Origin of the sequence: Parasporobacterium paucivorans DSM 15970, assembly GCF_900141895.1 — a bacterium.
Classification (GTDB): domain Bacteria; phylum Bacillota; class Clostridia; order Lachnospirales; family Lachnospiraceae; genus Parasporobacterium; species Parasporobacterium paucivorans.
This window is the reverse complement of record NZ_FQYT01000006.1, coordinates 12,884-37,346: the sequence shown is the minus strand read 5'-3', so window position 1 is coordinate 37,346 and position 24,463 is coordinate 12,884. Positions and strand designations below refer to the sequence as shown.

28 protein-coding genes and 1 riboswitch are annotated in these 24,463 nt (G+C 44.9%); of the genes, 4 read left to right on the top strand and 24 right to left on the bottom strand.

The annotated features are described in order from the left end of the window. Nucleotides 1-22 precede the first annotated feature (22 nt). Entirely contained in the window at nt 23-745 is a 723-nt protein-coding gene (locus BUA79_RS03680) for a M15 family metallopeptidase (protein ID WP_207647309.1), read from the top strand. Here BUA79_RS03680 and BUA79_RS03675 read toward each other — a convergent pair. The 6 genes from BUA79_RS03675 to BUA79_RS03650 form a co-directional block, all read right to left on the bottom strand. After that, nucleotides 735-1,547 carry a lantibiotic ABC transporter permease gene (locus tag BUA79_RS03675; protein ID WP_073993015.1) on the bottom strand — a complete coding sequence of 271 codons (813 nt, stop codon included), beginning with the start codon at nt 1,545-1,547 and terminating at the stop codon, nt 735-737. The two genes, BUA79_RS03680 and BUA79_RS03675, sit on opposite strands and share 11 nt — an antisense overlap. 95 nt (nt 1,548-1,642) lie before the next feature. Next, nucleotides 1,643-1,978 (bottom strand): hypothetical protein, encoded by a 336-nt coding sequence (locus tag BUA79_RS03670; protein ID WP_073993014.1) that lies wholly within the window; start codon nt 1,976-1,978, stop codon nt 1,643-1,645. A 107-nt stretch (nt 1,979-2,085) separates the two neighbouring features. Beyond that, nucleotides 2,086-3,141: an NAD(P)H-dependent flavin oxidoreductase gene (locus BUA79_RS03665; protein WP_073993013.1), complete on the bottom strand. Its 1,056-nt coding sequence runs from the start codon at nt 3,139-3,141 to the stop codon at nt 2,086-2,088. Between the two features lie 21 nt (nt 3,142-3,162). Further along, a complete protein-coding gene (gene fabF, locus BUA79_RS03660) occupies nt 3,163-4,395 on the bottom strand; it encodes a beta-ketoacyl-ACP synthase II (RefSeq protein WP_073993012.1) in 1,233 nt (410 codons plus the stop codon). Nucleotides 4,396-4,419: 24 nt separating this feature from the next. Continuing rightward, nucleotides 4,420-4,626: a hypothetical protein gene (locus BUA79_RS03655; RefSeq protein WP_143147870.1), complete on the bottom strand. Its 207-nt coding sequence runs from the start codon at nt 4,624-4,626 to the stop codon at nt 4,420-4,422. Next, nucleotides 4,619-5,200 carry an RNA polymerase sigma factor gene (locus tag BUA79_RS03650; RefSeq protein WP_073993010.1) on the bottom strand — a complete coding sequence of 194 codons (582 nt, stop codon included), beginning with the start codon at nt 5,198-5,200 and terminating at the stop codon, nt 4,619-4,621. The genes BUA79_RS03655 and BUA79_RS03650 overlap by 8 nt, the downstream gene beginning before the upstream one ends. Nucleotides 5,201-5,422: 222 nt before the next feature. On the opposite strand from BUA79_RS03650, the gene BUA79_RS03645 reads away from it, so the two are divergent. Further along, a complete protein-coding gene (locus BUA79_RS03645; protein ID WP_073993009.1) occupies nt 5,423-6,319 on the top strand; it encodes a LysR family transcriptional regulator in 897 nt (298 codons plus the stop codon). 133 nt (nt 6,320-6,452) lie between these two features. After that, nucleotides 6,453-7,823, top strand: a complete 1,371-nt coding sequence (locus tag BUA79_RS03640; protein ID WP_073993008.1) for a GntT/GntP/DsdX family permease — start codon at nt 6,453-6,455, stop codon at nt 7,821-7,823. 64 nt (nt 7,824-7,887) lie between these two features. Here the strand turns inward: BUA79_RS03640 and BUA79_RS03635 are convergent, their stop codons facing one another. From BUA79_RS03635 to BUA79_RS03585, 11 genes are all read right to left on the bottom strand, one after another. Beyond that, nucleotides 7,888-8,250 (bottom strand): DUF6954 family protein, encoded by a 363-nt coding sequence (locus BUA79_RS03635; RefSeq protein WP_073993007.1) that lies wholly within the window; start codon nt 8,248-8,250, stop codon nt 7,888-7,890. Nucleotides 8,251-8,277: 27 nt separating this feature from the next. Further along, nucleotides 8,278-8,895 carry an ECF transporter S component gene (locus BUA79_RS03630; RefSeq protein WP_073993006.1) on the bottom strand — a complete coding sequence of 206 codons (618 nt, stop codon included), beginning with the start codon at nt 8,893-8,895 and terminating at the stop codon, nt 8,278-8,280. Nucleotides 8,896-8,910: 15 nt separating this feature from the next. Beyond that, nucleotides 8,911-10,587, bottom strand: a complete 1,677-nt coding sequence (locus BUA79_RS03625) for an ABC transporter ATP-binding protein (RefSeq protein WP_073993005.1) — start codon at nt 10,585-10,587, stop codon at nt 8,911-8,913. Continuing rightward, nucleotides 10,560-11,456, bottom strand: coding sequence for an energy-coupling factor transporter transmembrane component T (locus tag BUA79_RS03620; RefSeq protein ID WP_073993004.1), 897 nt, complete (start codon nt 11,454-11,456; stop codon nt 10,560-10,562). The genes BUA79_RS03625 and BUA79_RS03620 overlap by 28 nt, the downstream gene beginning before the upstream one ends. Nucleotides 11,457-11,465: 9 nt before the next feature. Further along, nucleotides 11,466-11,996, bottom strand: coding sequence for a DUF4430 domain-containing protein (locus BUA79_RS03615; protein WP_073993003.1), 531 nt, complete (start codon nt 11,994-11,996; stop codon nt 11,466-11,468). Nucleotides 11,997-12,055: 59 nt separating this feature from the next. Then, a complete protein-coding gene (locus BUA79_RS03610) occupies nt 12,056-13,231 on the bottom strand; it encodes a hypothetical protein (protein ID WP_073993002.1) in 1,176 nt (391 codons plus the stop codon). Nucleotides 13,232-13,344: 113 nt separating this feature from the next. Beyond that, nucleotides 13,345-13,561, bottom strand: a riboswitch (cobalamin riboswitch). Continuing rightward, nucleotides 13,555-16,026 (bottom strand): CoA-disulfide reductase, encoded by a 2,472-nt coding sequence (locus BUA79_RS03605; protein WP_073993001.1) that lies wholly within the window; start codon nt 16,024-16,026, stop codon nt 13,555-13,557. (Overlaps the previous riboswitch by 7 nt.) After that, a complete protein-coding gene (locus BUA79_RS03600) occupies nt 16,019-16,318 on the bottom strand; it encodes an ArsR/SmtB family transcription factor (protein ID WP_073993000.1) in 300 nt (99 codons plus the stop codon). Before BUA79_RS03600 ends, BUA79_RS03605 begins: the two co-directional genes overlap by 8 nt. Before the next feature lie 104 nt (nt 16,319-16,422). After that, on the bottom strand, nt 16,423-16,869 hold the full coding sequence (locus BUA79_RS03595; RefSeq protein WP_242941633.1) for a DUF1893 domain-containing protein: 447 nt from the start codon (nt 16,867-16,869) through the stop codon (nt 16,423-16,425). Continuing rightward, nucleotides 16,832-17,374 (bottom strand): ECF transporter S component, encoded by a 543-nt coding sequence (locus tag BUA79_RS03590; RefSeq protein ID WP_073992998.1) that lies wholly within the window; start codon nt 17,372-17,374, stop codon nt 16,832-16,834. The genes BUA79_RS03595 and BUA79_RS03590 overlap by 38 nt, the downstream gene beginning before the upstream one ends. A 4-nt stretch (nt 17,375-17,378) precedes the next feature. Next, nucleotides 17,379-18,482, bottom strand: coding sequence for an aldo/keto reductase (locus BUA79_RS03585; protein WP_073992997.1), 1,104 nt, complete (start codon nt 18,480-18,482; stop codon nt 17,379-17,381). 148 nt (nt 18,483-18,630) lie between these two features. Between BUA79_RS03585 and BUA79_RS03580 the strand changes: the two genes are divergently transcribed. Next, on the top strand, nt 18,631-18,813 hold the full coding sequence (locus tag BUA79_RS03580; RefSeq protein WP_073992996.1) for a ribbon-helix-helix domain-containing protein: 183 nt from the start codon (nt 18,631-18,633) through the stop codon (nt 18,811-18,813). An 82-nt stretch (nt 18,814-18,895) separates the two neighbouring features. Here the strand turns inward: BUA79_RS03580 and BUA79_RS03575 are convergent, their stop codons facing one another. From BUA79_RS03575 to BUA79_RS03545, 7 genes are all read right to left on the bottom strand, one after another. Beyond that, the gene (locus BUA79_RS03575; protein ID WP_073992995.1) at nt 18,896-19,816 is read right to left on the bottom strand and encodes an AEC family transporter; all 921 of its coding nucleotides are present in this window, start codon (nt 19,814-19,816) and stop codon (nt 18,896-18,898) included. Nucleotides 19,817-19,899: 83 nt separating this feature from the next. Continuing rightward, nucleotides 19,900-20,703: an arylamine N-acetyltransferase family protein gene (locus BUA79_RS03570; protein WP_073992994.1), complete on the bottom strand. Its 804-nt coding sequence runs from the start codon at nt 20,701-20,703 to the stop codon at nt 19,900-19,902. Between the two features lie 25 nt (nt 20,704-20,728). Then, a complete protein-coding gene (locus BUA79_RS03565) occupies nt 20,729-20,956 on the bottom strand; it encodes a hypothetical protein (protein WP_073992993.1) in 228 nt (75 codons plus the stop codon). Between the two features lie 19 nt (nt 20,957-20,975). Further along, a complete protein-coding gene (locus tag BUA79_RS03560) occupies nt 20,976-21,680 on the bottom strand; it encodes a demethylmenaquinone methyltransferase (RefSeq protein WP_073992992.1) in 705 nt (234 codons plus the stop codon). Beyond that, nucleotides 21,677-22,603 (bottom strand): prenyltransferase, encoded by a 927-nt coding sequence (locus BUA79_RS03555; protein ID WP_073992991.1) that lies wholly within the window; start codon nt 22,601-22,603, stop codon nt 21,677-21,679. Before BUA79_RS03555 ends, BUA79_RS03560 begins: the two co-directional genes overlap by 4 nt. Before the next feature lie 13 nt (nt 22,604-22,616). Then, on the bottom strand, nt 22,617-23,465 hold the full coding sequence (locus BUA79_RS03550) for an FAD/NAD(P)-binding protein (RefSeq protein WP_073992990.1): 849 nt from the start codon (nt 23,463-23,465) through the stop codon (nt 22,617-22,619). Continuing rightward, nucleotides 23,458-24,456 (bottom strand): 4Fe-4S dicluster domain-containing protein, encoded by a 999-nt coding sequence (locus tag BUA79_RS03545; protein WP_073992989.1) that lies wholly within the window; start codon nt 24,454-24,456, stop codon nt 23,458-23,460. The genes BUA79_RS03550 and BUA79_RS03545 overlap by 8 nt, the downstream gene beginning before the upstream one ends. Nucleotides 24,457-24,463: the final 7 nt, after the last annotated feature.

The following is a 24,463-nucleotide window of genomic DNA, read 5'->3' as shown; positions in this document are numbered from 1 at the left end:
GACCACTTTACAAAGGAGCCTTATGAAAAAAGCATTTACCTTGTGTATAATATTGATGATACTTTCTCTTTCCGCCTGCTCAGGAACCCTGACCAACCCGAAAGAATCCACCAGTCAAGAAGCCGAAACACTATCCACCACGGCAACTGAACAAATTCCTTCCGAAACCACCAGCCTGCCGCCTGCCACAACTACCTCCTCTCTTCCCGGGGACAGTGAATATGTCAAAGTCACAGAGTATGTTTCGTCAATTTTTATTGATTTGAAATATGCCACAGTAGATAATTTCACCGGACAGGTCATCTACGGCTTTTCGGATGCCTACCTTCGTTATGGAACTGTACAAAAAACAAAAAAGGCCCAGGAAACAGCCAGATTGCAGGGATATTCCCTGAAAATCTGGGATGCTTACAGGCCTTTGGACGCACAATACGCCTTATGGACAGCCGTTCCTGATCCAACCTATGTGGCTGATCCGCGCAAAGGTCCCTCCGGACATAACATGGGCAACTGTATTGATGTCACCCTTGTAAATACGGACGGAACCGAAATATATATGCCCACGGCATTTGACGATTTTTCGTTGCTGGCAGACAGGGATTACAGCGATGTCAGTTATCAGGCTGCCCAGAATGCCCTTTTATTGGAAAGCATAATGTACAGTTGCGGGTTCACCGGATATAAGGGAGAATGGTGGGATTACACCGATTCCCAATCATATGAGTATACAGATTTTATCCCTTGAATATTTTTTTCTTTTTCAAAATGGAAACCAGAGTATAAAGTTCAGCTACGATGAATAATACGATGCAAATAACAACCACTGTTATCACGGACAGATACCGACCCGCGAATCCACTGCTGGACACATGTTTGATCAGTATCCCAAAATATGCCCAAATAAGAACAAGCCCATAAGCTATATCCTTGTTTACAATCATGGCAGCACACCCGATCAGCATACCTACCAGAAGGATTATTATTGCCCATACGGACTCTGGCAGGCCATAATCCTTCGGTTCAAGACTTACAAGCAGGGTTGTCGCGTTTGCGATGGTGGCCACTGTGATCCAGCCGAAATACACGCTGAAAGGAATCCTTATAAATATTTTTTCAATATTGGAGAATTCCTTATTGCGGGTCATCATATTGATCACGATTAAACATATCAGAATGATTGCCATTAAAAACATGGAGAACTGAATCTGCTTGAAATGCCAGGCAAAAATCCAAACAGTATTTGCAACAGAGGATATTGAATAAAATATTCCTATCCTGCTCATAAGGCTTCCCACTTCCGGATTTTTCACTACCCCGAAGAGTTCAAATTGGTAAACCGTATACATTGCCAGAAAAAGATAAATCACACCCCAAATGGCAAAAGTCAGACCAGCCGGAGCGAAAAGATTCGGATAAGAGTCCGACACGGCGCCGGTCGTAATCCCGTTCAGTGGAAGGGCGTTTGCAAGAGCATTAACAATAACCATCACAAGAAATGTTACGGCTGTAATTACTTTCAACATTGTGATATTCACTTTTCCCGACATAGACTACCTCCTGGTATTGAGTCGTTTTTTTGCAACAGACCCCCGGCACAATGCACGAATCAACGCACACCATCTCAGGGGTCTGTTATATAATATTATTCCGTTTTATCTTTGACGGCGCCGGCAACATCTCCCGCTTTGTCCTTGGCAGCATCCGCTAAATCTTCGGCTTTCTCCTTGGCAGTGTCTGCAACATCTTCAGCTTTGTCATCTTCATCACGGTCCAGAATCTTATCTTTCAGGTCTCCCGCTTTTTCCTTGGCAGCTTCAGAAATATCCTCAACTTTGTCTCCCAGCTTTTCTTTCAGGCTTTCCGCTTTTTCCTTGATGTTCAATTCTTCCGCCTTATCTTCCACCTTGTCCTTGAGTTCTTCCGCTTTGTCCTTTGCGGAATCGAAAATTTTACCGAAGGTATTCTTGAATTTATCCATTTTACAAGCCTCCAATCTTAATGCAAGGTTAACGGTACTGTTCCTTTATCTCGTTTTATTATACCACAATTTTAACATTTCCGAAATAGCGGTGTCAATTTGATTTATCAGAGAATAAAGTCATTTATTACATCTTTAACATGCCGGATTTCAGTTTCCTCGTAGGCCTTTGCCCCGCAAAATATCAGAGCCTCATCCATATTTCCACGGGCTGCGTTGATAAGGGCATCTGTGATGCAGTATCTGGTAGTCGCCGGATTACAGGTAATGATGCAGTCCCGGCATTTCTTTATAGGAATTTTTTCTTTGCTGACCAGTTCTGTGAATTTGTTCCTTATGGCACGCCCAGGCATTCCGACAGGACTTTTCACAATAATAATATCCTCTTTTTCACATTCCAAATACGCTTTTTTGAAATTCTCATGGGCATCGCATTCAAAAGTCGGCACAAATTTCGTGGAAATCTGCACCCCGGAAGCTCCCAGTTCAAACTGTCTCTGATATTCCTCTTTTGTACTGATGCCGCCGGCTGTTATGACCGGAATGCTGCTGTTGTGCGTTCCGGCAAATTCATTTACGTATCCGATGATTTTACGGATTTCCTCTTCATATTCACTTGTCTCGATTCCACGCGTAAGTTCCTCTTCTTTAAATCCCAGATGCCCGCCCGCTAATGGTCCCTCAATAATAATGGCATCCGGAAGCACACCGTCCTTCTTCATCCACATTTTCAGGATGATTTGTGCAGCTCTCAAAGAAGAAACGATTGGAATGAGTTTTGTGCCGGTACCTTTGACAAGAGACGGCAATTCAAACGGAAGGCCGGCTCCCGATATTATCAAATCGATCCCCGCTTCAATGGAAGCCTTCACATACTGGGCATAATTTTTCGTCGCCACCATGATATTGACTCCGATTATCCCGCCAGGGGCAATATTCTTTGCCTTGGCAATATGTTTTTTCAAGGCCCTCAAGTTCGCTCCCAAAGGATTTGTACTGAAATCCGATTCCATAAAGCCAATCTGCGCAGCGGAAATCACTCCGATTGCACCTTCCCTCGCAACGGCGCCCGCCAGGGAACTTAATGAAATTCCAACTCCCATGCCTCCCTGAATGATGGGGATTTTTGCTGTAAGATTTCCAATAGTTAAAGTTTTCTGCATATAGTTCTCCTGTCCCTTCCTTTAGCCGATATATTTTTTTACCAGCAGGCTCCCATTATGTCCACCAAATCCGAAGGAGTTGCTTATAGCGTAGTTCACAGTTCTTTCTACCGGATCTTTTGTGTAATTCAGATCCATTTCATCATCAGGTACCTGGTAACCAACCGTTGCATGGATGTAATCCTCCATAATGGATTTCACACAGACTATGAATTCCACTGCACCGGCAGCTCCCAGCATATGTCCTGTCATGGATTTTGTTGAATTAATATTCAAGTCATATGCATGTTTGCCAAAAACCTTCTTTATAGCCCTGGTTTCGAATAAATCATTATGCTTCGTACTGGTTCCGTGGGAATTGATATAATCCACTTCTTCCGGCCTGATACCGGCTTCCCTGACGGCCGCATCCATAGCGCGCGCAGCACCTTCTCCATCTTCCGCAGGCGATGTGATATGGTATGCATCACAGGTCGCACCATATCCTGCAAGTTCTCCAAGAATTTTGGCCCCTCTGTTCAGTGCATGTTCCAAAGACTCCAGGACCACAACCCCAGCTCCTTCACCCATTATAAATCCGCTGCGCTCTCTGTCAAATGGAATAGATGCTCTCTTTATCTCCGTTGCGGTACTAAGTGCTGTCAGGGCTCCAAACCCTCCGATGCAGGTGGGGGTAATGGCTGCTTCCGTTCCTCCGCAAACCATTACATCCACCTCGTTGCACTGAATATAACGGCAGGCATCCCCTATGGAGTGCGTTCCGGTTGCACATGCAGTTACAATGTTGGTGCATTTTCCTTTTAATCCGTATTGAATAGCTACGTTTCCCGCAGCCATATTGGAAATCATCAGTGGAATCAAAAGAGGAGCTACTTTCCCAGGTCCCCTCTCTTTCAATTTATCATATTCCCGTTCGATGGCTTGCAGGCTTCCGATTCCGGACCCTACCGAGACACCGATTCGAGTCAGATCCTCCTTCGAAAGATCCAATCCGGAATTACCTATGGCCTCTCCGGCTGCCGCCACCGCGTACTGACAGAACAATTCCATTCTCTTGGCTGATTTAAAATCCATGTACTGCAATGGATCAAAATCCTTCACCTGGGCAGCCAGCTTAACCTTGAAATCGCTTGTATCAAAGCGGTCCAGCAGATCAATTCCGATCTTCCCCTGTTTTATATTATTCCAGAAGGTTTTCATATCATTTCCAATGGGTGTGATGACTCCCATCCCCGTAATCACTACTCTCTTCAAATTATCACTCCATTTCCATGTTTTCTAAGCTTTACTTTTCAGTAACGGATTCAAAATTCCTTTCCCTTGCAGTTTCAGGGCAAGGAATATCCCTCCTGCAGCAATTATGGAACCGGCAGTAATCCCTGCAAAGAGCCTGACATGTGATCTGTCCCTGTGAATTTCTAAATCCTCTTCAACATAATCATCATCCAGCATTGCAGCGTCTAACATTCCTATTAAATCAGCCACGAACCCTTCCCTCATCATGTTCTCTCCTTTCATATTCTTTTTTAATTTTCTTCCTTAACCTGGACAGACGGCTGTCGATAGCTGTTACGCTCATGTCCATAAGCTGCGATATTTCTACAGACCCCTGAAAATAGAAATAACGTCTGACAACCAGTTCCTTATCTACAGAATTCAAATCATGTATAATGGATTCCAGAAGCTTCACACCTTCTCTGTCCATGATTTTCTTCTCAGGATTCTGGTAATAATCAATATAATCCATCAGCACTTCATCCATATCGGCATTGAGCATCACCTGCTCTGTCCGGCTTATATCCCTGATTCTGTTTAATGCCGTATTACGCACAATAATCTTCAGATATGTCTTAAAAGACGCTTTTTTAAAGTCATATCTTTCAATATTATTCCAGATTTTAAAGTACGTGTCATTTACGCACTCCTCAATATCGAGGCTCCGGCTTCCCAATATGGAAGAGGCAATATAGGTCAGTAGTCTTTCGTATTTTTCAGAAATAGCCTGTAAGCCCTTTTCATCTCTTTTTTTCAGCAATTTGATGATTTTTTCATCCTTCAAGTCTATTGCCTCCTTTCTGAAACATACTTCGATAACTTATACACCTGATTTGGCTGTATCTTGCATCTTTTTATTATTATAACTTCTTTGCGTATAACTTGACATATATTTTTCATTTTATTATAATATATTATATATAATGCATTATACTTAACTTCCCGGCAGACATACTAATATTTGAACTGCCGGTTTATTTTTTTAAAAATCCAAAAGGAGGTCACAATGACTTCAAAACAGATTGAATATTTCCTGACAGTCGCAGACTGTTTGAACTTCACCCAGGCCGGAAAACTTTTATTTGCATCCCAGCCTACGATCAGCCGGCAGATCAGTCTTCTGGAAGAGGAGTTGGGCTTTGAACTCTTCGACCGCAGCAACAACCAGGTGCGCCTTACGCCTGCAGGCCTGATAATGCATCCAGCCTTTCGGAATATGCGCAGGGTCTATCTGGAACAATTAAAGATTGCCAGGGCAACGAGCCTTGGCAAGAACGGTTCTCTCTCCATCGGTCTGCTCAAAGACATGAAACTGGATCTTTTCCTGACGCCTCATCTGGAGGCCTTCAAAAGAGCCTATCCGAATATTGAACTGCTGTACAACTGCTATCCTACCGGAGACTATTCCCAGGGTTTCGAAAAAAACGACATCGACCTGGCCATATTTTACGCCTTCGATCTTCCGGATGCATCCCTTTTTGATTTCGTAAAAATTCACTCAACGAACATTCAGGTGATGTTCAGCAGCAACCATCCCTTGTCCTCAAAAAAAGACTTAAGCTTCCGGGATTTCCAAAACGAGACCTATATCACCACCAACAGTGCCATAGGTGATCCGCTTAAACAAATGCTTTCAGACATAACAGACCATTATGAAATCCCGGATTTCCGAATAGCCACTTACAAATATTTTGAATCCGTGCAGCTGAACGTCCGGCTGAGCAACGGGTTTGCATTTGTGGATCCTCTGATATTCACCCCCTCCGAAAACGATGGATTTGAAATTCTGCCTCTGGATAAGGAAGTGTCTTCCCTGGATATCTATGCCGTATGGAAAAAAGACAATTTGAATCCAGCAGCCCCATTATTGACGGAATTTTTCAACAATTTATATAATGAATAACCTGGATGCAATTATCAAATTGGACATTATATATAATATATGATATTCTTTCCATATAAATATAGACAGAAAGGAGTTCCGTTCATTTTTTTACTATTGTTTTCTGCTATTAAAAATAGGGAGGTTTTTTGAAATGTCAATTGGTTTAATTGGTATCATTATTGCTTTGGTTATTTTCCTGTTACTTACTTACAAGGGATTTTCGACTTTTTACGTCTCCGTTATATGCGCAGTCATTGTTGCAGTGACAAACAGCATTAATCCTCTGACGGCTTTTTCCACTAACTATGTCACCGGACTTGTTGAAATTATCACATCATTGTTTGCAATCATTTTCCTGGGTGCAATCCTCGGAAAACTCTTCACCGATACTGGTGCCGCAGCTTCCATAGCAAATACTCTGATTAAAACATTTATTAAAGACGGCCAGTCAGAAAAGAAGAAAGTCGTTATTGGATTGTTAATTCTTCTCATCTTTGGCGGTTTGTGCACGATGGGCGGAATCGATGCTTACATCCAGGTATTCACTCTATTCCCGGTTACCCTCATCATCGCAGAGGCCTGCAACATCCCAAGGCGTTTTGTCCCTGGAATGATTACATTGAACTGTGCCTTTGTTGCTGCACCCGGTGCACCTCAGATTATGAACGTTCTTGCCGTACATGCAATGCAGGGTGCAGGCTTCACCGAAGTGTCCTCTACCTCTGGACTCATACCGGGTCTTGTTGCCTTAGTCATCATCGCGGTCGGCGGTTACTTCACATTGCTCGTCATGATTATGAAAGACAAAAAGAACTCACTTGGCTTTGAAATGGGAGATGTTCCTGCTATCCCGCATGAAGAAGGACGTAAACTGCCTCCTTTCATCCTGGCTCTTCTTCCACTGATTGCCGTTTTTGTATGCTATACAATCATTCACTGGAATATCGCCATTGCACTCACTATCGGAATCCTTATAAATCTCGTTCTGATGCAGCAGTACATCCCACGTACGGAGCGCGGACAGAAAATCACCGGCATCGCCGCTATCAGAAACTCATTGAACTTCGGTGCGGATAACTATCCTGGCGCGATGATGATGATCGGTACACCTGCAGCATTCGCCGGCGTAATCACAGCCACGCAGGCATTCGGTTCCATGGTTCATGGACTGAGCACGCTCCAGATAAATATCATGATGCTCGCGTTTGTTGCTGTCGCAATCATTGTATTATTTACATCTTCCCCACCCGCTGCCCTCATGATTTCCCTGCCAATGATTGTAGGCATTGCCGCAGCAAAGGGTCTGGATATCAATCCACACCTTATCCTTCGTATCGCAGTATTAACGTCCATAACATTTGAATCGCTTCCATGGAACGGAACAATCCTGCTGATGCAGAAAATCAATCATACAAACCACAAACAGTCCTATATGCCGTATTTCTGGCAGACTGTCGTCTGGACAACCGTAGCTGCCTTAGCAGCCGTTGTAATAAGTATCGCAGCTCCAGGGCTAAATTAATTATCAGTTTTTGCGCAAAAAAACAGGGGGACGTCTTCGCATGATGAAGATGTCCTCCTGTTTTTCAGTTCTCTTTCGTTCTGTTCCGGTAATAGCTGCATCCCCAGGTGCTCCCGATGGAAAAAACCGCGATTCCAATCAGATACAGAAGGTAGAGGGGATTAAATTCCTTTATCATATACAGAACCAGAATTATGAAACCGGGTCCGCCCAGCGCAATCCCCCATTTCCAGGAATACTCCGGAAAGATGAGTCCCAGAACACATCCCAGAAGCCAGTAAATAAACAATATCACCGCGATGGTAATGGTGCGTTCCCTTGTTCCCCCGTCCGCAAAAACCGACACGAAAACGCCAAAAAATCCCAGTAAAATCCCGATGATAATCGTCAGTACAAGGGTCAGTACCCGGGCTTTGCTTCTACGCATACTTAGTTCCTCCTATTAGGGACACGTCTATTTGATCTCTTTTTCCAATATACCGTATTTGCTTCTCAATCGCAAAAGTTTTTTTGAGAGCGGCTTATATAAAAGCACAATGAACACGGCATTTCCAATGGCATGCCCGATATTGTACAACAGCCCGGCGCCGTATACCGAGAGGACTATCGGCAGGGTAAGTCCTGATGCCAGCGTAGAAACCGTCCAGATATCCATAATCATGCTGTATAAAAAACCGGCCAGGACTCCATACGCAGCCAGGACATACGTTTTTCTCCCCCATCTGAAGTGGGCTATTCCGGCACCGATTATCCCAATGAGGCCCCACGCCAGCATCTGCCAGGGCGTCCATGGTCCGTGACCTATGAATACATTTGAAATCAGCGCACAGAGGGCTCCTGTAACAAATCCCGTCTGGGGTCCGTAGCACACCCCCATGATAATGACGATGGCCGTTACCGGCTGTATGCCCGGCAGGAAGGAGAATATGACCCTCCCCACAGAAGCAATGACACACATGATCACAATAGGAAGAATATCCCGGGCGCTTGGTCTTTTCCTCTCAAACGCAAAGAGAAACACAGCACAGATTGCCAGAGCAATGAGCGCGGTAATCAATATATAATTTGACATTCTGATCCCATCCTTCTATATGTACATTAGCTCCCGGACATCATCCACCGTGATGGTATTTTCCAGTATCCTCTTGGTTACTTTGGATGTAGCAGTAGTGTAAAAATGATTGTTGGAGAAAAATCTCTCCGGTATATCGACGGATACTATTTCCCCATTAAACATCAGGGCACACCGGTCGGAATGCCTTGCAGCAAATTCCAGATCATGAGTTACCATAACGACGGAAATCCCTTTTCCCGTGAGGGTATTCAGAATATCCGCCAGATTTTTCTTGGAAAATGCATCCAGGCCCTTAGTGGGTTCGTCCAGAAGAATGATTTCGGGATCCAGCAGCATCAGCTTCAGGAAAGCCATCTTCTGCTTCTCACCCCCGCTTAAATCCAGTGGATTGGAATCAAAGAATTCCGGTACATTTGCAAAAAAATCATATTTGTTCACGGTCTCTTCAATTATGCTGACTGGAAGGTCGTTCGTTTCAGCCAGAAATTCCAGGTCTTCCCGAATGCTGTCCTTTACAAACATTATCTCCGGATTCTGCGGCAGATAGGCGATTTTCTTCCTGGAATCCGTCATGAGGCTCTTCACCTTGCCCCGGTATGGTTTATTTATACCGCTTAGTATTGAAAGCAGTGTCGTCTTCCCCACCCCGTTACCGCCCAAAATGGAGAAAATTTCACTTCTGTATGTCCTAAAGCTTATATTCTTTAAAATATCCGGCGATGCTTTTTTATAACGGAAATAGATGCCCTCCGCTTTAAGCGCTGTATCTTCGTCCTTTCGTTTCAAGCTTTCCAAATCGGCTCCGGGCTTCACCAGTCTCTCCGGCCCAATTTCGTTCTTTTCCACATAATACTTCAGGCAGATTCGCCCGTCACGTACATTCAGCGGAATACTCATGGGATCCATCTCTGCAATATAATCTCTGGTCAATTCAGTGAAAATCCGGGTAGGAGTCGGCAGTGCGTACGTCATATTGCTTCCACTTACGATGATTTTCTTTGCCACATTATTGGGATTGTCGAAGGCAGCCACCCTGCCATTTTCCATATAGCAGACCTTGTCCACAATGGGGTAGATGGCTTCCAGCTGATGTTCACATATGATTACAGTAAGTCCCAGCTCTTTGTTGATTTTATTCAGAATGGAGAAAAATTCTCCCGTTGCTACCGGATCCAGCATGGAGGTAGGTTCATCTAAAAGCAGGACGCTCGGCTGCATCACCATGATGGATGCCAGATTCAGAAGCTGCTTCTGGCCGCCGGAAAGGGTGTGGATATCCTTTTCAAAATATTTTTCTATGCCAAAAAAGCTGGCCATTTCCGCGACCCTGCGTCTTATTTCGTTGGAAGGGAGTCCGAGGTTCTCCAAACCAAACGCCATTTCTTCAAATGGCTTATCACAAACAATCTGATTCTCCGGATTCTGGAACACGAATCCAATTTCCGATACGAGGCTTCTTTCCGGCACTTCCTTAATGTTGACACCATTAAAAAATATATCCCCACTCAGGTCGCCTACCGGGGCAATCAGATGCTTTAAATGCTTCAGCAGCGTCGTCTTCCCACAGCCGGAAGGGCCGCAAAGCAGTATAAAATCTCCCTCGTAGATATCCAGGGAAATATCATTCAGAATGGATTTTGGATTATTTCTATACTGAAATGTTAAATTTTTCGTCTTGATAACTTCCATCTGACTTCCTCCACAATATTAACAATAATCGGCAGCCCCATAAAAAGGCAATTCACAACCAGAATCAAGATGGTTATGGAATTAAAAGATACTTCCGTCAGACGCGGATAAAATTCAAATGCGTAGCTTCCGCGAATAACGACAATTGCAAAAAATATATCTAAAATCACAGTGGATACCAGAAGTACAAAATCCCTGGATGTGTATACAAAAGTGTTGTAATGCGTCTTTCCCTTCAGCTGGTACCCTCTGGCCTTCATAGAATCGGCCGTATCAATGGTCCCTTCCAGTGAAACGGAAATAAGTATGGACAGGATATTCGCCCCGCTTTGGAGACGTTTTTTAATTCTTCCTTCATTCACAGACACGCCTAATGTTGCCTGGGTCTGGCTTATAGCACTGAGTTTTCTTTTCAAATACGGCATAAACCGCATGACCATCGTAATCATAAGGGAAATCGTCGGCAGAATTTTTCCGAACAGATAAATAAACCGGTGGGAGTCGATACACCGGCTGAAGCTTTTGAACAAAAATATGAGACCGATAATCAGGACTCCCGTAAAGACTCCAAAAAGAAGGGCTTCCAGGGTTACCGGCCTGTTATTCATATAAAAAAGGGGTGTTTCGCCGTAATGGTTGAAAAAGGGATTGATGACCGCTATGAACAAAACCATCGGAATCATGTAGACCAGTGATTTCAAAAGTGATTTTATCCCATCCAGCAGCAGGGAGTACAGCAGAAGAACAAAAAGACTCACCAAAAGAAATGCCGGATGGGTTATAGTAATCAGCAACACAAATATGGACATGTAATAGATAAACACGACTACCGGATGATAATCGCCAAAAAAATTGGAGTATCTGCTCATTTGGACCTCTTAATTCAATGTGTCATTAGCGGTTATGGCATAGAACCAGACAATTTCATCACCATCCTTGACCTTCACTTGTTTACAACCCATTGGTGCCAATTCACCATTTATTGCAAATTTCCAGCCGCTTTCCGGACCGCATTCTTTTTCAATCAGATTATTAATATTGGATATGTATCCAGTTGTGTGACCACCGTTGCTTCCATCCTTAAAATCAAGAAGTTCCAAATATCTGGCCGCAATCATTACATCATATACACTGCTTGCTTCTTTGACAACTATCTTCTTTTCATTTATCCAGAAGCCATCATCCGGAATGACTGCATCTGTATTGAGTGATGGGTGTTTCATTACCCTATCACACCGGACTGTCAGTGTTATAGAAATATTCCCATCCGTTCCCGGTGCTTCCTGCATATCTCGAATTTTTTGTGCTTCATCTTCAATTTTTGATTCATATTGGTCCACAGACTCTAAACCACATGCTGTCATACAAAGAACTAAAAACAGGACAACCGCTAAAAATAATTTTTTCATAATATTTCACCTGTAAGAGTATGTTCCAGTCCCATGTACATGGAACTGGAACATACTTTTTATTTGTTTTTCTTTTTCTTTGTTTTAACCAAAAGTGTAGCAAGTATTACGATAACGACAACCACTATGGCAACGATGACTACCGGGTCTATGCCTGTCTTCTGGACTTCGTCATCCGCTACTACATCATATGAAGACAGGTCATAAATTGACTCATTTCCTGTCAGCATCCTTTCAAAAGAAATAAGACCTTCCAGTGCATCCCTGGTTGCATAAACTGCATCTGGTTCCGTTGAAACTTCATCGTACAGATACGCCCCCTGTACGTCTGGAGACTCGAATTTCAGAAGCCCATTATAATAATTGGCAGCTTCCTGATCCCCGTATATTGAAAGTGCGGAAAGCACAAGTCCAGTTGAATCTGAATTGTATCCAAATCCATAACCATCCACCTGATATTGTTCATTTGCAGATTTCTTCATGTTTGCAATAAGCGTATCTACAATAGCTTTGATTTCACTATCGGATTCATAGTACATCTTTAATGCGCTTATCATTTTTGCGTTTGTATCATCACTAAAACCATAGTGATAAAAACCAGTGCCCTGAACTGTTACATCCTGCATAACCCAGTTGCCGCTTCCAACAGGATCTTCCACATAATCCTGTCCTGAATATTCGTCTTCATAATAAAAGGACATTATGGCTTCCTTAACAGATTCAATATATCCCTCTGCACCTTCAATGTCGGTTTTGTAATACTGAAGAGTGCTCATAAGATAAACTAATTCATAAGGATTTCCTGTATACTGGGTAAAATCAGATGACGCAAGACTCTCCGTTAAATCTGTCAGGAGATTCCTTCCGGCCACATTCGTAGGATCAATCCCACAAGCTTTTAATGTCATGATGATGCTGCCATAAAACTCAGGTGTTTCTGTCGGATTATCTCCTACAGTCATCAATTTTCCATTAGTATCAATATTATTTTTCACAGAATCTAAAAATTCCTGAGAAATAGTACTAGAATCGATTCCTGACGCAGCAATTAAAAATACATATAAATACTGGTCTGGAGTAACCGTTCCGGCATATGTCGATGTCAAATACTCAGCTGCTGTCTGAGCTTTTGCGTCAACCTCCCCTTGTGTCGGTTCCGCAGCCATTACGTTAACCGTTGATGTTCCCACCAAAAGAAACATGGCTACAAAAAATGCAAGTAACTTCTTTTTCATAAACTTCCTCCTTCAAAAAAATACCCCCGTGAAATCATCACGGGGGTTACATCTAATGGATTTGGAACCTGAATATAAGTGCCAAATATTTTCATATAGACAGTTCCTCACCGAATGATAAATCATACCTGACAGATATCCTGACTCTTAGCTTCAAGCCTACTCCCCGACCTTCCCGGCCAAAATATGATACGCCAGTGGTTCTTCAGGTTTCGTAACTAATTACAGTAGAGTGAGCTGTTATGGACTTTCACCATATTCCCCGCCGATATTTACATTACTATTATAAAACATTACAGAGAATAGTCAACCTGATAATGTTTTTAGATGAAAAAGTTCACATCGGAATCCTCAGCTTCACCCAGCATGTAGCCGACTCCGCCCAGCTTGACTCCGTCAATCAATTCAGACTCCGTAATTCCCATCAGGTCCATAGACATCTGACAGGCAACCAGTTCCACACCGCTGTCTATTGCGGACTGAATCAATTCCTCCAGAGACAGTACATTGTTGTTCTTCATGATGCCGCGGATCATCTTTGCTCCCATTCCCATCATGTTCATGTTCGATAATTTCAGCTTCCGGCTGCCTCTTGGCATCATGGCACTGAACATCTTTCCAATAAAACTCTTATCTACATCAACTTTTTCCGGCCTTCTCAAAATGTTGAGGCCCCAGAAGGTAAAGAACATGGTCACTTTTTTGCCCATGGATGCCGCTCCGTTGGCTATTATGAAGGAGGCAATAGCCTTGTCCAGCTCACCGCTGAATACCACCATGGTTTTATTATCTTTTGCGGATGTTTCGGTAATCGTTGCTTCCGTTTTCGGATTATCTCCCATGCCTTTTCGGATAAATGCGATTATTTCTCCCGGAGATTTATTAAGACTCATCAGCTCGTTGTTGGTACGTTTGCACCAGGCCTTGATATCCTCAAAGAATCCGGCATCCGTTGCAGTTACTTTCAACACCTGTCCAGCTTCCAGTTCATCCAGGTTTGCCTTTACCTGCATAAGCGGTCCCGGGCAGCACAGTCCGCAGGCATCCAGTGCCCTGTCGTAGCTGTCATCCTTATTAGTATCCGGTCTGACCGCCTGTGTATCCGGCTCCAGGATAACCCTCTGCTTAGTCGCACTGAGTACTTTTTCCGGCTTGAAATTCAGGGCTGCTGCTGATCTGTATCCGCCCGTCACGTTCAGGACATCAAATCCATTCTGTTTCAGAATACGCTCAGCAACATAGCCTCTCAAGCCGACCTGACAGTATTCAACAATCTTCTTATTCTTATCCAGCTCTCCAAGCCTGTCTCTCAGCTCATCAACCGGAATATTAATGGCGCCCTCAATATGTCCATTTTCATATTCAATTTTACTGCGGACATCGACAAGCACAAAATCGCTTTTATCCATGCGCAGATAACCAAACCAGGTTACTGTGCTGCTTCTTCCTTCCAGAACATTCTGGGCTGCATAGCCGGCCATGTTCACTGGATCCTTGGCTGAAGAAAACGGAGGTGCATAGGCCAGTTCCAGTTCCGTCAGATCTTCCACGGTACCATTTAAACGCAATACAGTGGCAATAACATCTATTCGTTTATCCACACCATCATACCCGATTATCTGGGCTCCGAGGATTCTGCCTTCCTCATTGAACAGTAATTTCAATGTCATCTGCAAGGCTCCCGGATAGTATGAGGCGTGAGAAGCAGGATGAAGCGTTAATACCTTATATGGAATGCCTGCTTTTCTGAGATTCTTCTCGTTGCTGCCCGTGCTTGCGGCAGTCAGACCGAATATTTTCAAAATGGACGTTCCCTGAGTGCCTTTATATTCAGTTTGGAGTCCTGCAACGTTGTCAGCCGCAATTCTTCCCTGCTTGTTGGCCGGACCCGCCAGAGGAATCGCCGTTTTCTGCTTCGACACGAAATCCACTACTTCCACAGCATCGCCGACAGCAAAAACGCCCTCTTTATTTGTTTGCATTCTCTCGTTGACAACAATATGTCCTTTCGGTCCCAGTTCAATGCCGCTGTTCTTAATAAAAGCGGTTTCTGGAGAAACACCGATTGCCAGAATCACCATATCTGTTGTCAGTTTTGTATCACTTGCCAGAGTGACTTCAATCTGGCTGCCAATTTCTTCAAATGCTTTGATTCCATCTTTGAGTATCAGCTGGACTCCGTTATCAGAAAGTTCTTTCTCAGCAAGCACAACAGTATCTGAATCGAATGGAGGCAGGATATGAGGAGCCGCTTCCACCAGTGTAACATCCAGTTCTCTTTCTTTCAGGTTTTCTGCCATTTCGACTCCGATAAAGCCCCCGCCGACAACTATGGCACTCTGTACACCTTTTTTATCTACATAAGATTTGATTGCATCCGTATCAGGGATATTTCTCACAACAAACACTTTGTTGCTGTCAATTCCTGGGATATTTGGCCTGATTGCACGTGCACCTGGGGAAAGGATCAGGTAGTCATACGTCTCTTCATAAACACCTTTTTCTCTGCTACGGACGGTAATCTTCTTGTTTTCGGTATCCACAGCCGTAACCTCACTGTTGATCCTTACGTCGATGTTAAACCTTTCCTTCATTGCCTGAGGGGTCTGAATCAGCAGTTTGCTTCTATCCTTAATATTTTCTCCGATATAATAAGGCAGTCCGCAGTTTGCAAATGAAATATATTCGTCTCTTTCGAACATAATGATCTGGGCTTCTTCATCCAGTCTTCTGAGTCTTGCCGCCGCAGACGCACCGCCTGCCACACCGCCTACAATCAATACTTTTTTACTCATCTTCTGTTTCCTCCCTATCAATAAGAACTTTTATAAATTTTTCCATTTTTCGGTCAACAATTCTATAATGAATTTCCAGGCCATCTCTTCTGCCCTCTATAATTCCCGCAGCTTTAAGTTTCTGAAGGTGCTGTGAAACCGTGGACTGCGGGATATGCATGCACTCCTGCATATATGTGACATTGCATTCGCCTTTTTTCAGAAGACCGTTCACAATGCACAGTCTCACCGGATGTGCCAAAACTTTCAGCATTTCCGCAGTTTCACTATATTTTTGATAATCATTTTCCATTCGGAATCTCCTTTCATTTGTACGATTCTATATTTATATATTACGATATTGTGATTTATATGTCAATCTTTTTTTGACAAAAAAATAACAGTCCGCTGATTGAATCAGAGGGCTGTTTTCTTTGCCTGCATCAGCCTGGAAATGGTTCTCTCCAGCGCATCAAAGGCCTCCTCGGGATTTCCGATATCCCAAACCGTTTCCTCCATGGGGCAGCACCCTGTCTGAGTCCGGTTTTCAATAAAAGGTACGAGCGTCCCATACTCGTACAGTATGCCGTGCTTCCGGAATACCTCCACAGCTTTTTCGCTCATAAGCTCCCCATAAGCGGCCTCGCCTCCTCCAAGCACTATCAGAAGTGCGGCGGCCTTTCCAATGACCCTGTCCGCAACGGCTCCGCCTGCAAATGCGTTTTTATCCTTTCGCAGGCAATTCATAAGCGTTTTGATTCCTATTTCATTTTCGACTAAAGCCTCCTGATCGTTCCAACATATCACGCATCCGGCGTCCTGATCCTTAAGTATTCTGATTGCCCGATTTAATTTTTTCTTCAAACAGATATCCTCCCTTCTTAAGTACCCGGTATAGAACAGGAATCAGCATTATCTGTATGACCATTCCCGGGATTCCTGTGATTATCCCCGTCAGGAAAGCCGCCCTGTTCGCAAAGGGTGCCTGAAAGAGAAACAGGCCGATACTCGCATAAAGTATACAGGCGTAAACAATCCTGCCCAGTATCATGGATAAAATCAATGCAATATACACGTTGAATTTTTTTATCAGAATTCCTGCAAACAGTCCGTAAGCCGCCAGTTCAAAAACCATGAAATACAGTCTCGGGATGGCGGGCATTCCTGTCAGAAGGCTGCCCAACAAAGGTACAGCCACTCCAAGGGCAGCCCCATACCACGGCCCCAGCATAAGTCCGGCCATCAGTACAGGCAGGTGTATTGGGAGGAACGTCCCTCCGGAGGCCTCCCCAAAGATATGAAATGCCTGCGGCAGAACGATACCGATTGCAGTGAGCAGGCCTGCATAAACCATTTTTTTCGTATTCATATAATCATTTACCCGCTATTTCTTTCAGTCTTGATATGATGGGCAGGTGCTGGGTGCAGAGCTCCTCGCATTTGCCGCATTCGATACAGGTTCCCGCAGCCTCCGGGGTTATATCCCAGTGCATATACAGACGGTCTTCGATGGCACCGTCCTTCCCGGTAAGAATCTTCTGGTTATAGGCATCCATATATTTCGGTATTTCAATATCCTGCGGACATCCTTTGCAATATCCGCAGCTGGTACACAGACTATCCAGAGACACTCCCTTGTTCTGGTAATTCCGGACAATTTCTTCTGCAGGAAGCTCATGCAATCCCTCCACAGCCCGGACCGCATCATCCACATGTTCCTTGGCGGTGCATCCCACCAGCGTTACTGTAATTTCTCTGTGGGAGGCAACAAAGCGTATGGCTGCCTGCGGAACGGTCAGACCTGTACCTTCCGTCAAATACGAGAATGCCTCCTGGTTCAGGGGAATCATGCCGCCTCCCAGGGGGTTCATGACCACTACTCCCATCCCCTTCTTGTAAGCTGCCTCTATTCCGCTTTGTCTGAATTGGTAATTCAACGCATTATAACCGATAAGCATACCTTTGAATTTATCTGAAGCCACTACCTTTTCTATCTCATTTCCCTGCATGTGAGAGGAAAACACTATATTCCGTATGAGACCCTGATTTCTGGCTTCTTCAAAAAAGCCATAAATGGTCTCCATATGTTTCTCCCAGGAATCAAGGCTCAGCATACACCACATATGATAAAAATCCAGATAATCGGTTTTCAAACGGCTTAAAGAAAGATCCAGACGCCTGAAAAAAGCATCACGGCTCACATCGTTTTCCAATGTATTTAAATTGGTTTTGGAAGTAACAAATACCTCACTTCTCTTGACCTGCGACAAGGCAATACCCGTCACGATTTCACTTTTATCCTCACAATAAAATGGAGCCGTGTCCCAATAATTTATCCCTTTCTCCAGGGCATACAACGGAATCTGTGCGCACTTTTCAAATCTTCCGGCCGCTATATCCTCTTTATCATACCGCATTGTGCCCAGCCCAATGGCAGAAACCTTCATGCCTGTGTTTCCATATTGTTTATAATACATAGAGTACCTCCTGCAAACTGCTTCCTCCATAGATTCTTTAAAGAATTATACCATAGGAACAAGAATAAAATACACCCTTTTCTTATCCTTGAATTGCCTGTAATTCCAGGATATGTTATCATAAAATAAGATACAGGAGGTGATTAATATGTCTGCTGACAAAGATCATGAAAACAGGGTGTCATTCTCCACTTCGATTGATTTCCGTCTGTCGGAACAGCTTAAGGATCTATCCGAACGAAGCAAAATCCCTATGTCGCGGCTTATTGACAGGGGAATCGAACTAGTGTTGCAGGAATATGACGGAGATACTGAACAGCCGACGGATTAATTCCAGACAAACTTCTCCAGTACGAAACCTAAGGCCCCCCGCGTCACCCGATATCAGGTGATGCGGGGGGCCTTGTGTCCGTTTACACAATGACAGCGGTGAAAATCCAGATCATTACGGCCATTGTTACCAGGGACAGCAGATTTGAAAGCACCACAACCTTGCTTGCAAAGTAACCGTCTCCACCGTAGTTTCCTACGAAAGCACCAGCTGTAAGGGGTGCCGGGGTTGCAAATATGATTACAAGAATACTCATCAGGAAAATATCCGTCTTCAAAAAAAGTAATGCTGGTATCAGTATGACCGGAAACAGAATAAGCCTGATCAAGGAAGTAGTCCACACACTGGCCGGCCTGATAATCTCACTGAGTTTATTCCTGCTGATAATACTTCCTGCAACAATCAGTGCAAGGGGTATCGTCATGCTTCCGCACCATTCCAATGGCCTGAATATAACGTAAGGAAGGGATATTGGAGTAATAAAGATAATAAAGCCAATAAGCGTTCCAATAAAGCCCGGATTCAGAAATATCTTACGGAAGTTTGCTTTCTCATTTCGTGACAGAATAAATACCCCATAGGAAAACATAAGGAAATTAAAGACAATACTCATCATTGAAATGTAAAAAACTCCGTCATTTCCATACAAGGCATTTAAGACAGGGATTCCCATAAAACTGGTATTGCCAAAAAGCATGAGAAAGTGTCTTGCCGTCATTTCCTTCTCGGGATTCTTTCTGACCCTTACTTCAATTTCAATAAATATAATAATGATAACGCTGAGAATTATAGTGGCAGTCAGCAGATATGCGGAATTCTTAAGCGTGTCTATGGCAAAATCCCTGTCCATGGATGTAATGATCAGCGCCGGAAATGTACCTGATAAAACAAACGTGCTCAGCTTATTTGACATCTTTTCGTCTACAATATTAACCTTGCCCAAGATGAATCCAAAAAACATAATGATAAAAAGTATAACAATTTCAACTAAAGCTTTCTGCATGCTAGCTCTCCCTTTAAAACAAAAAGTCTGATGTGTGATGTCTGACAGCACACAACAGACTCTAGCATTTTTCTCAGGTCATGTCAATCCAGGTCTTCCATTTCAATGTGAAAATAATCATTGAGAATCTGCACTAATTCTTGTTTGGATTTAATGAGGACCTCGTCACGGATTCCGTTGACTTTTTTGATCAGAACGTCGTTATTGATAGAATAATGTCCATTTGGCACCCGGATGTTGGCCATAAGATTATCTGTGAATACATTGAAATCCCGCTGGGTATGGCAGGAACAGTAATGACTTAACGCCACGAAATCCTCCAGTTCAGCTGGATTCGGGTTTACGGAAATCAAAGTTTCCACATCTCCCAAATTGGTTATGCGAGACAGTTCCCACCAGTTCCCCTTTTTGATAAAGCGAAACTTTTCCCCGTGAATATTCTGCAGGACATCCTCTTCCAGCCTTACTGCTCCGCCCGGAACAGGTCCGCCAAAACCCACATCACAGTAATACAGGTCTCCGTCCAGGTTAACTATACTGCCTCTGTGCAGAGCCGGTACGTTAGCTGCCCCTTCCTTCCATACCTTTGCCAGACAGGCGTGGGCATCATATCCGAGGGCTTTGAGGAACGCAAGAAACAGATTGTTCATCTCAAAACAGTATCCGCCCCTTTTTTTTAATATGATTTTATTATATAAATCGTTGATTCCCAGGCTGATTTCCTTTTTATAAAGGCACACATCCAGATTTTCAAAGGGTATGGCGCACTGATGTGCATAGATAACCCTGTCCAGATTATCTTTATCCGGTTCCAGAGGGCCGATAAGATTGATACGCTTCAGGTATACATCGACATCTGGGATTGGATCATATAAATGTTCGTTCATTCCACTCATTTCCTCTCAAAATATACTATTTTGCTGAAGCTGCCTTGATCTTCTTCTCCAAATCCTCTTCCTCATCGAACTCATCGAATACTCCATCGTCATAAATATCATCAAATTCTTCATATTTATCTTCGCTGGTAAAATATTTGTAGGCAAAATGAGCCACAGCAGCAAGCACACTGAGTACGGCAAGAATGCCTATGATTATTCCCAGTTTGTTTCTTCTCTCTGGAACTTCTAAGTTTTTCTTCATGGTGGTATCCTCCTAAAATTTAAGTTTTTGTTCCCCGGTGGCAAGCAGCCACCCCAAACAGATGGGAATAGCAGCCTGTATCACTAAGACCGGATTGTGAAAATATTTTACAGAGCCGGCCCTTTGAAACAAATCTTTCCGTAGATTCATTAAGCCACTTATACTCATTTCTGCTTCCTGCAATTATCCATCCCAGAAACGGCATGATGGATTTGAAATACAGTCCGAACAGAGGTCTGATGCGGGAGGATTCAGGATACGAGGAATCCAGGCAGTATACCCTGCCGCCCGGCCTTACCACCCGGGTCATTTCCCGGATTACCCGGCCATAGTCAGACACATTTCTGAGCCCGAAAGAAATAACAGCTGCATCAAAAAACCCGTCCTCGAAAGGAAGATTCATTGCATCCCCTTTTTGAAACCTAACACTATGGGTATTCTTCCGGTCTGCTTCTTTCTTGCGCCGGTTTGCGATTTTCAGCATATTTTCCGAAAAATCAAGACCATAAATGCTGGCATTCGGATTCATCCGGGCCGCCAGCAGGGAAATGTCTCCCGTTCCGCAGCAGACATCCAGAATCTTTTCGGGATTTTGCCTTGTCACCTCAGAAATAAGACGCAGTTTCCAAAGACGGTGCATTCCAAAACTGATTATATCGTTCATTATATCATATCTGGAACTGATGTTTTCAAAAATTTTGTGGACTTTTGTTTCTTTTTTCACATCTGTCCTCCCAACATCGCATGGACCGCAATCATGATTATGAAAAATGCATTTGATATCGTGTGCGTCCGAACAACGGCTGCCATTGACCGCATCCTCGCAGCCGGATCCACCGGATTTTTAAACAAAGGAAAGGCGGCTCGCGCGGTCATGAAAAGCATCAGGGGAACAAGGAACATTCCTGACCGGAACCAGACATATGCCGCAATAAGAATAAGCACAATAGCTGCAAGGATGGCTCCCCGGATCAGTTTCTGGGCAGATGACCTCCCCAGGATGACCGGAAGCGTCCGCCTTCCGGATGTCTCGTCCTTCTCGATATCCGAGGTATTGTTCACCATCATAATCAGCGCGATCGTCAGGAATGCAGGCAGGGAAAACAGAACCACACGCATATCCAGCCGGGATGCCTGCACGTAATGGCAGGCCACGGTGATCAGAATACCCATGGTGAATCCTGAAACCGCTTCCCCCAGGGGCAGGTGGGATATAGGCAGTTTCCCCAGGGAATACAGGGCAAGGACCGCCACGCCCACGGCCCCGAACAGCAGGGGTGTCCATCCAGCCATCCATAGCGTGTAGATCCCAGACAGGGCAGCCAGGACGATGAATCCGATTCCAATCTTCAGTGCCGTCTTCGGATTCATGTTGTTGTATACCAGGGAGGCATCCGTGGGATCGATGGAGTTTTCCACCGTATCCGTCCCCTTGACGAAGTCTGCATAATCATTGATGGTATTGACCGCACACTGCAGGAAAACGGCTACAAGAAGGGTGGAATAGAAAATTCCGGCATCAAATCTTCCTTCCAGTGCGTAGGCCAGCACCGTTCCCAGAACGACCGGTACAACGCTTGCCGGCCAGGTATGGGGTGCTGCCAGTTCCATGACGGACTTGATGGTTGGTCTGCTGTATTCCTTCATATCCTGCCTCTTTCTAATTCTCGTCCGGCAGCTCGTCCAGCTCCGCCAGAGTGAATACCGGGCCGTCCAGGCACACATATTTGCTTCCGATGTTGCAGCGTCCGCACTTTCCGATACCGCATTTCATGCGCATCTCCAGGGTTGTGATGACGTCTTCTTTGGCAAATCCCATTTTCATCAGCGACTGAGAGGCGAACTTGATCATGATGGGAGGACCGCACAAGATCACTTTCCGGCCGACCGGCGAAAAGGCCAGCTCCTCCAGGTAGGCCGGCACGAAACCGACGTTGCCTTCCCAAGTCTCATTCCCCCGGTCGACGGTCACATGGAGCGTGGTATCCTTTTCTTTCGGCCAGTTTAGGGACAGGTCTTCCTTGAATACCAGGTCCTCCGGAGAGCGGGCGCCGTAGAGGATATCGATATGGCCGAAATCCTCCCGGTTCGCAAAACAGTAGCGGATCAGGGAGCGGACCGGGGCCAGCCCGATGCCGCCTCCGATAAAGAGCAGGTCCTTTCCTTTGAGGTCATCCACCGGGAAGTGGTTTCCGTAAGGACCCCGCACCCCAATCTGCTGGCCGGGAGTCATTTCATGAAAGGCCTGTGTCAGCTGGCCTGCATTCTTGATGGCGGATTCTATATAGTCTTCCCCCTGGGCCGTTATAGAGAACATGGCTTCCCCCACATCCGGCAGGGAAATCATGGCCAGCTGGCCGGGCATCGGAGAAAAGGGCTTCTGGCCATCCAGGGTCTGGATCCGGTATGTCTGCACATCCGGGGTTTCCTGTTTGATGGCGGTCACCTGGCAGACATGGGGAATCAGCGGGTTGCTGCTGCAGGTGCATTCATGGTTTATACTATGCATTTTCCATTTCCTCCTCTGCCACCCTGTCGATAAAGGCGGTTATATCCATGTGGGCCGGGCATTTATCCGCACACCTTCCGCATCCGGCACACAGGGAAGTTTCATATCTTTCATTGAAATAGGACAGCTTGTGCATATAGCGGTTGCGCACCCGCTCCTTTTTGCCCGGACGTGGATTGTGGCCTCCGGCCATCCTGGAATAGTCCGAAAACATGCAGGAATCCCAGCACCGGAACTTGGTGCCTTCACTGCTGTGATTGTCCGAATTCATGTCAAAGCAGTAGCAGGTAGGGCAGACATAGGTACAGGTGGCGCACCCGATGCAGGGCCGGGAGACCTCCTCCCAAATGGGATGTTCGAACATCTTCGACAGCTTCACGGAAATCTCCGGACTCATCTTTACCTTAAGCGTACATTCTGGGGCAGCGGGCTTTTTCCCGCCCTTCTTCAGCAGGGGCTTCCAGGCTTCCATCACCTGTTTGCCCTTGTCTGTATAGGCTTCCACCACGAAGGTATCGCCGGTATCATTCATCATTACATCCGCTCCCGGTGCGTCCGAAGGGCTCAGACCCATGGAATCGCAGAAGCAGGTCCTGTCAGTCTGGGTACATCCCACGGATATCACCGTCAGGTTCTCCCGTTTTCCCGCATAGAAGCTGTCCACATAGGTCTTCTCCAGGAATACCTTGTCCATGCAGCCGATGCTCTTCACATCGCATGGGCGGATTCCGAAGACCACCTGCTTCGGGTTGTCTATTATTTCTTTGATCTCTATATTTTTTCCCATCTTATAGGAGTACATCTTCTCCGTCTGGGGAAACAGGATATCCTTAGGCGGAAGCTCCGTATTGACCCGGGAAAGATCGATGCTGCTTTCCCCATCCCACAGTGCGAACCTGGATACGCCCTCCACCACGGAGGGTACGAAGACGCCTGCCTCCGCGGACAGGATCCGCAATGCCTCCTGTAAATCCGATTTATCTAACTGCATCCTGTAC

Excerpts from the sequence above, each read along its gene's own strand:
- BUA79_RS03680 (WP_207647309.1), top strand. The coding sequence starts at position 23 with ATGAAAAAAGCATTTACCTTGTGTATAATATTGATGATACTTTCTCTT.
- BUA79_RS03675 (WP_073993015.1), bottom strand. The coding sequence starts at position 1,547 with ATGTCGGGAAAAGTGAATATCACAATGTTGAAAGTAATTACAGCCGTA.
- BUA79_RS03670 (WP_073993014.1), bottom strand. The coding sequence starts at position 1,978 with ATGGATAAATTCAAGAATACCTTCGGTAAAATTTTCGATTCCGCAAAG.
- BUA79_RS03665 (WP_073993013.1), bottom strand. The coding sequence starts at position 3,141 with ATGCAGAAAACTTTAACTATTGGAAATCTTACAGCAAAAATCCCCATC.
- BUA79_RS03645 (WP_073993009.1), top strand. The coding sequence starts at position 5,423 with ATGACTTCAAAACAGATTGAATATTTCCTGACAGTCGCAGACTGTTTG.
- BUA79_RS03640 (WP_073993008.1), top strand. The coding sequence starts at position 6,453 with ATGTCAATTGGTTTAATTGGTATCATTATTGCTTTGGTTATTTTCCTG.
- BUA79_RS03635 (WP_073993007.1), bottom strand. The coding sequence starts at position 8,250 with ATGCGTAGAAGCAAAGCCCGGGTACTGACCCTTGTACTGACGATTATC.
- BUA79_RS03630 (WP_073993006.1), bottom strand. The coding sequence starts at position 8,895 with ATGTCAAATTATATATTGATTACCGCGCTCATTGCTCTGGCAATCTGT.
- BUA79_RS03625 (WP_073993005.1), bottom strand. The coding sequence starts at position 10,587 with ATGGAAGTTATCAAGACGAAAAATTTAACATTTCAGTATAGAAATAAT.
- BUA79_RS03620 (WP_073993004.1), bottom strand. The coding sequence starts at position 11,456 with ATGAGCAGATACTCCAATTTTTTTGGCGATTATCATCCGGTAGTCGTG.
- BUA79_RS03615 (WP_073993003.1), bottom strand. The coding sequence starts at position 11,996 with ATGAAAAAATTATTTTTAGCGGTTGTCCTGTTTTTAGTTCTTTGTATG.
- BUA79_RS03610 (WP_073993002.1), bottom strand. The coding sequence starts at position 13,231 with ATGAAAAAGAAGTTACTTGCATTTTTTGTAGCCATGTTTCTTTTGGTG.
- BUA79_RS03605 (WP_073993001.1), bottom strand. The coding sequence starts at position 16,026 with ATGAGTAAAAAAGTATTGATTGTAGGCGGTGTGGCAGGCGGTGCGTCT.
- BUA79_RS03600 (WP_073993000.1), bottom strand. The coding sequence starts at position 16,318 with ATGGAAAATGATTATCAAAAATATAGTGAAACTGCGGAAATGCTGAAA.
- BUA79_RS03590 (WP_073992998.1), bottom strand. The coding sequence starts at position 17,374 with ATGAATACGAAAAAAATGGTTTATGCAGGCCTGCTCACTGCAATCGGT.
- BUA79_RS03585 (WP_073992997.1), bottom strand. The coding sequence starts at position 18,482 with ATGTATTATAAACAATATGGAAACACAGGCATGAAGGTTTCTGCCATT.
- BUA79_RS03580 (WP_073992996.1), top strand. The coding sequence starts at position 18,631 with ATGTCTGCTGACAAAGATCATGAAAACAGGGTGTCATTCTCCACTTCG.
- BUA79_RS03575 (WP_073992995.1), bottom strand. The coding sequence starts at position 19,816 with ATGCAGAAAGCTTTAGTTGAAATTGTTATACTTTTTATCATTATGTTT.
- BUA79_RS03570 (WP_073992994.1), bottom strand. The coding sequence starts at position 20,703 with ATGAACGAACATTTATATGATCCAATCCCAGATGTCGATGTATACCTG.
- BUA79_RS03565 (WP_073992993.1), bottom strand. The coding sequence starts at position 20,956 with ATGAAGAAAAACTTAGAAGTTCCAGAGAGAAGAAACAAACTGGGAATA.
- BUA79_RS03555 (WP_073992991.1), bottom strand. The coding sequence starts at position 22,603 with ATGAAGGAATACAGCAGACCAACCATCAAGTCCGTCATGGAACTGGCA.
- BUA79_RS03550 (WP_073992990.1), bottom strand. The coding sequence starts at position 23,465 with ATGCATAGTATAAACCATGAATGCACCTGCAGCAGCAACCCGCTGATT.
- BUA79_RS03545 (WP_073992989.1), bottom strand. The coding sequence starts at position 24,456 with ATGCAGTTAGATAAATCGGATTTACAGGAGGCATTGCGGATCCTGTCC.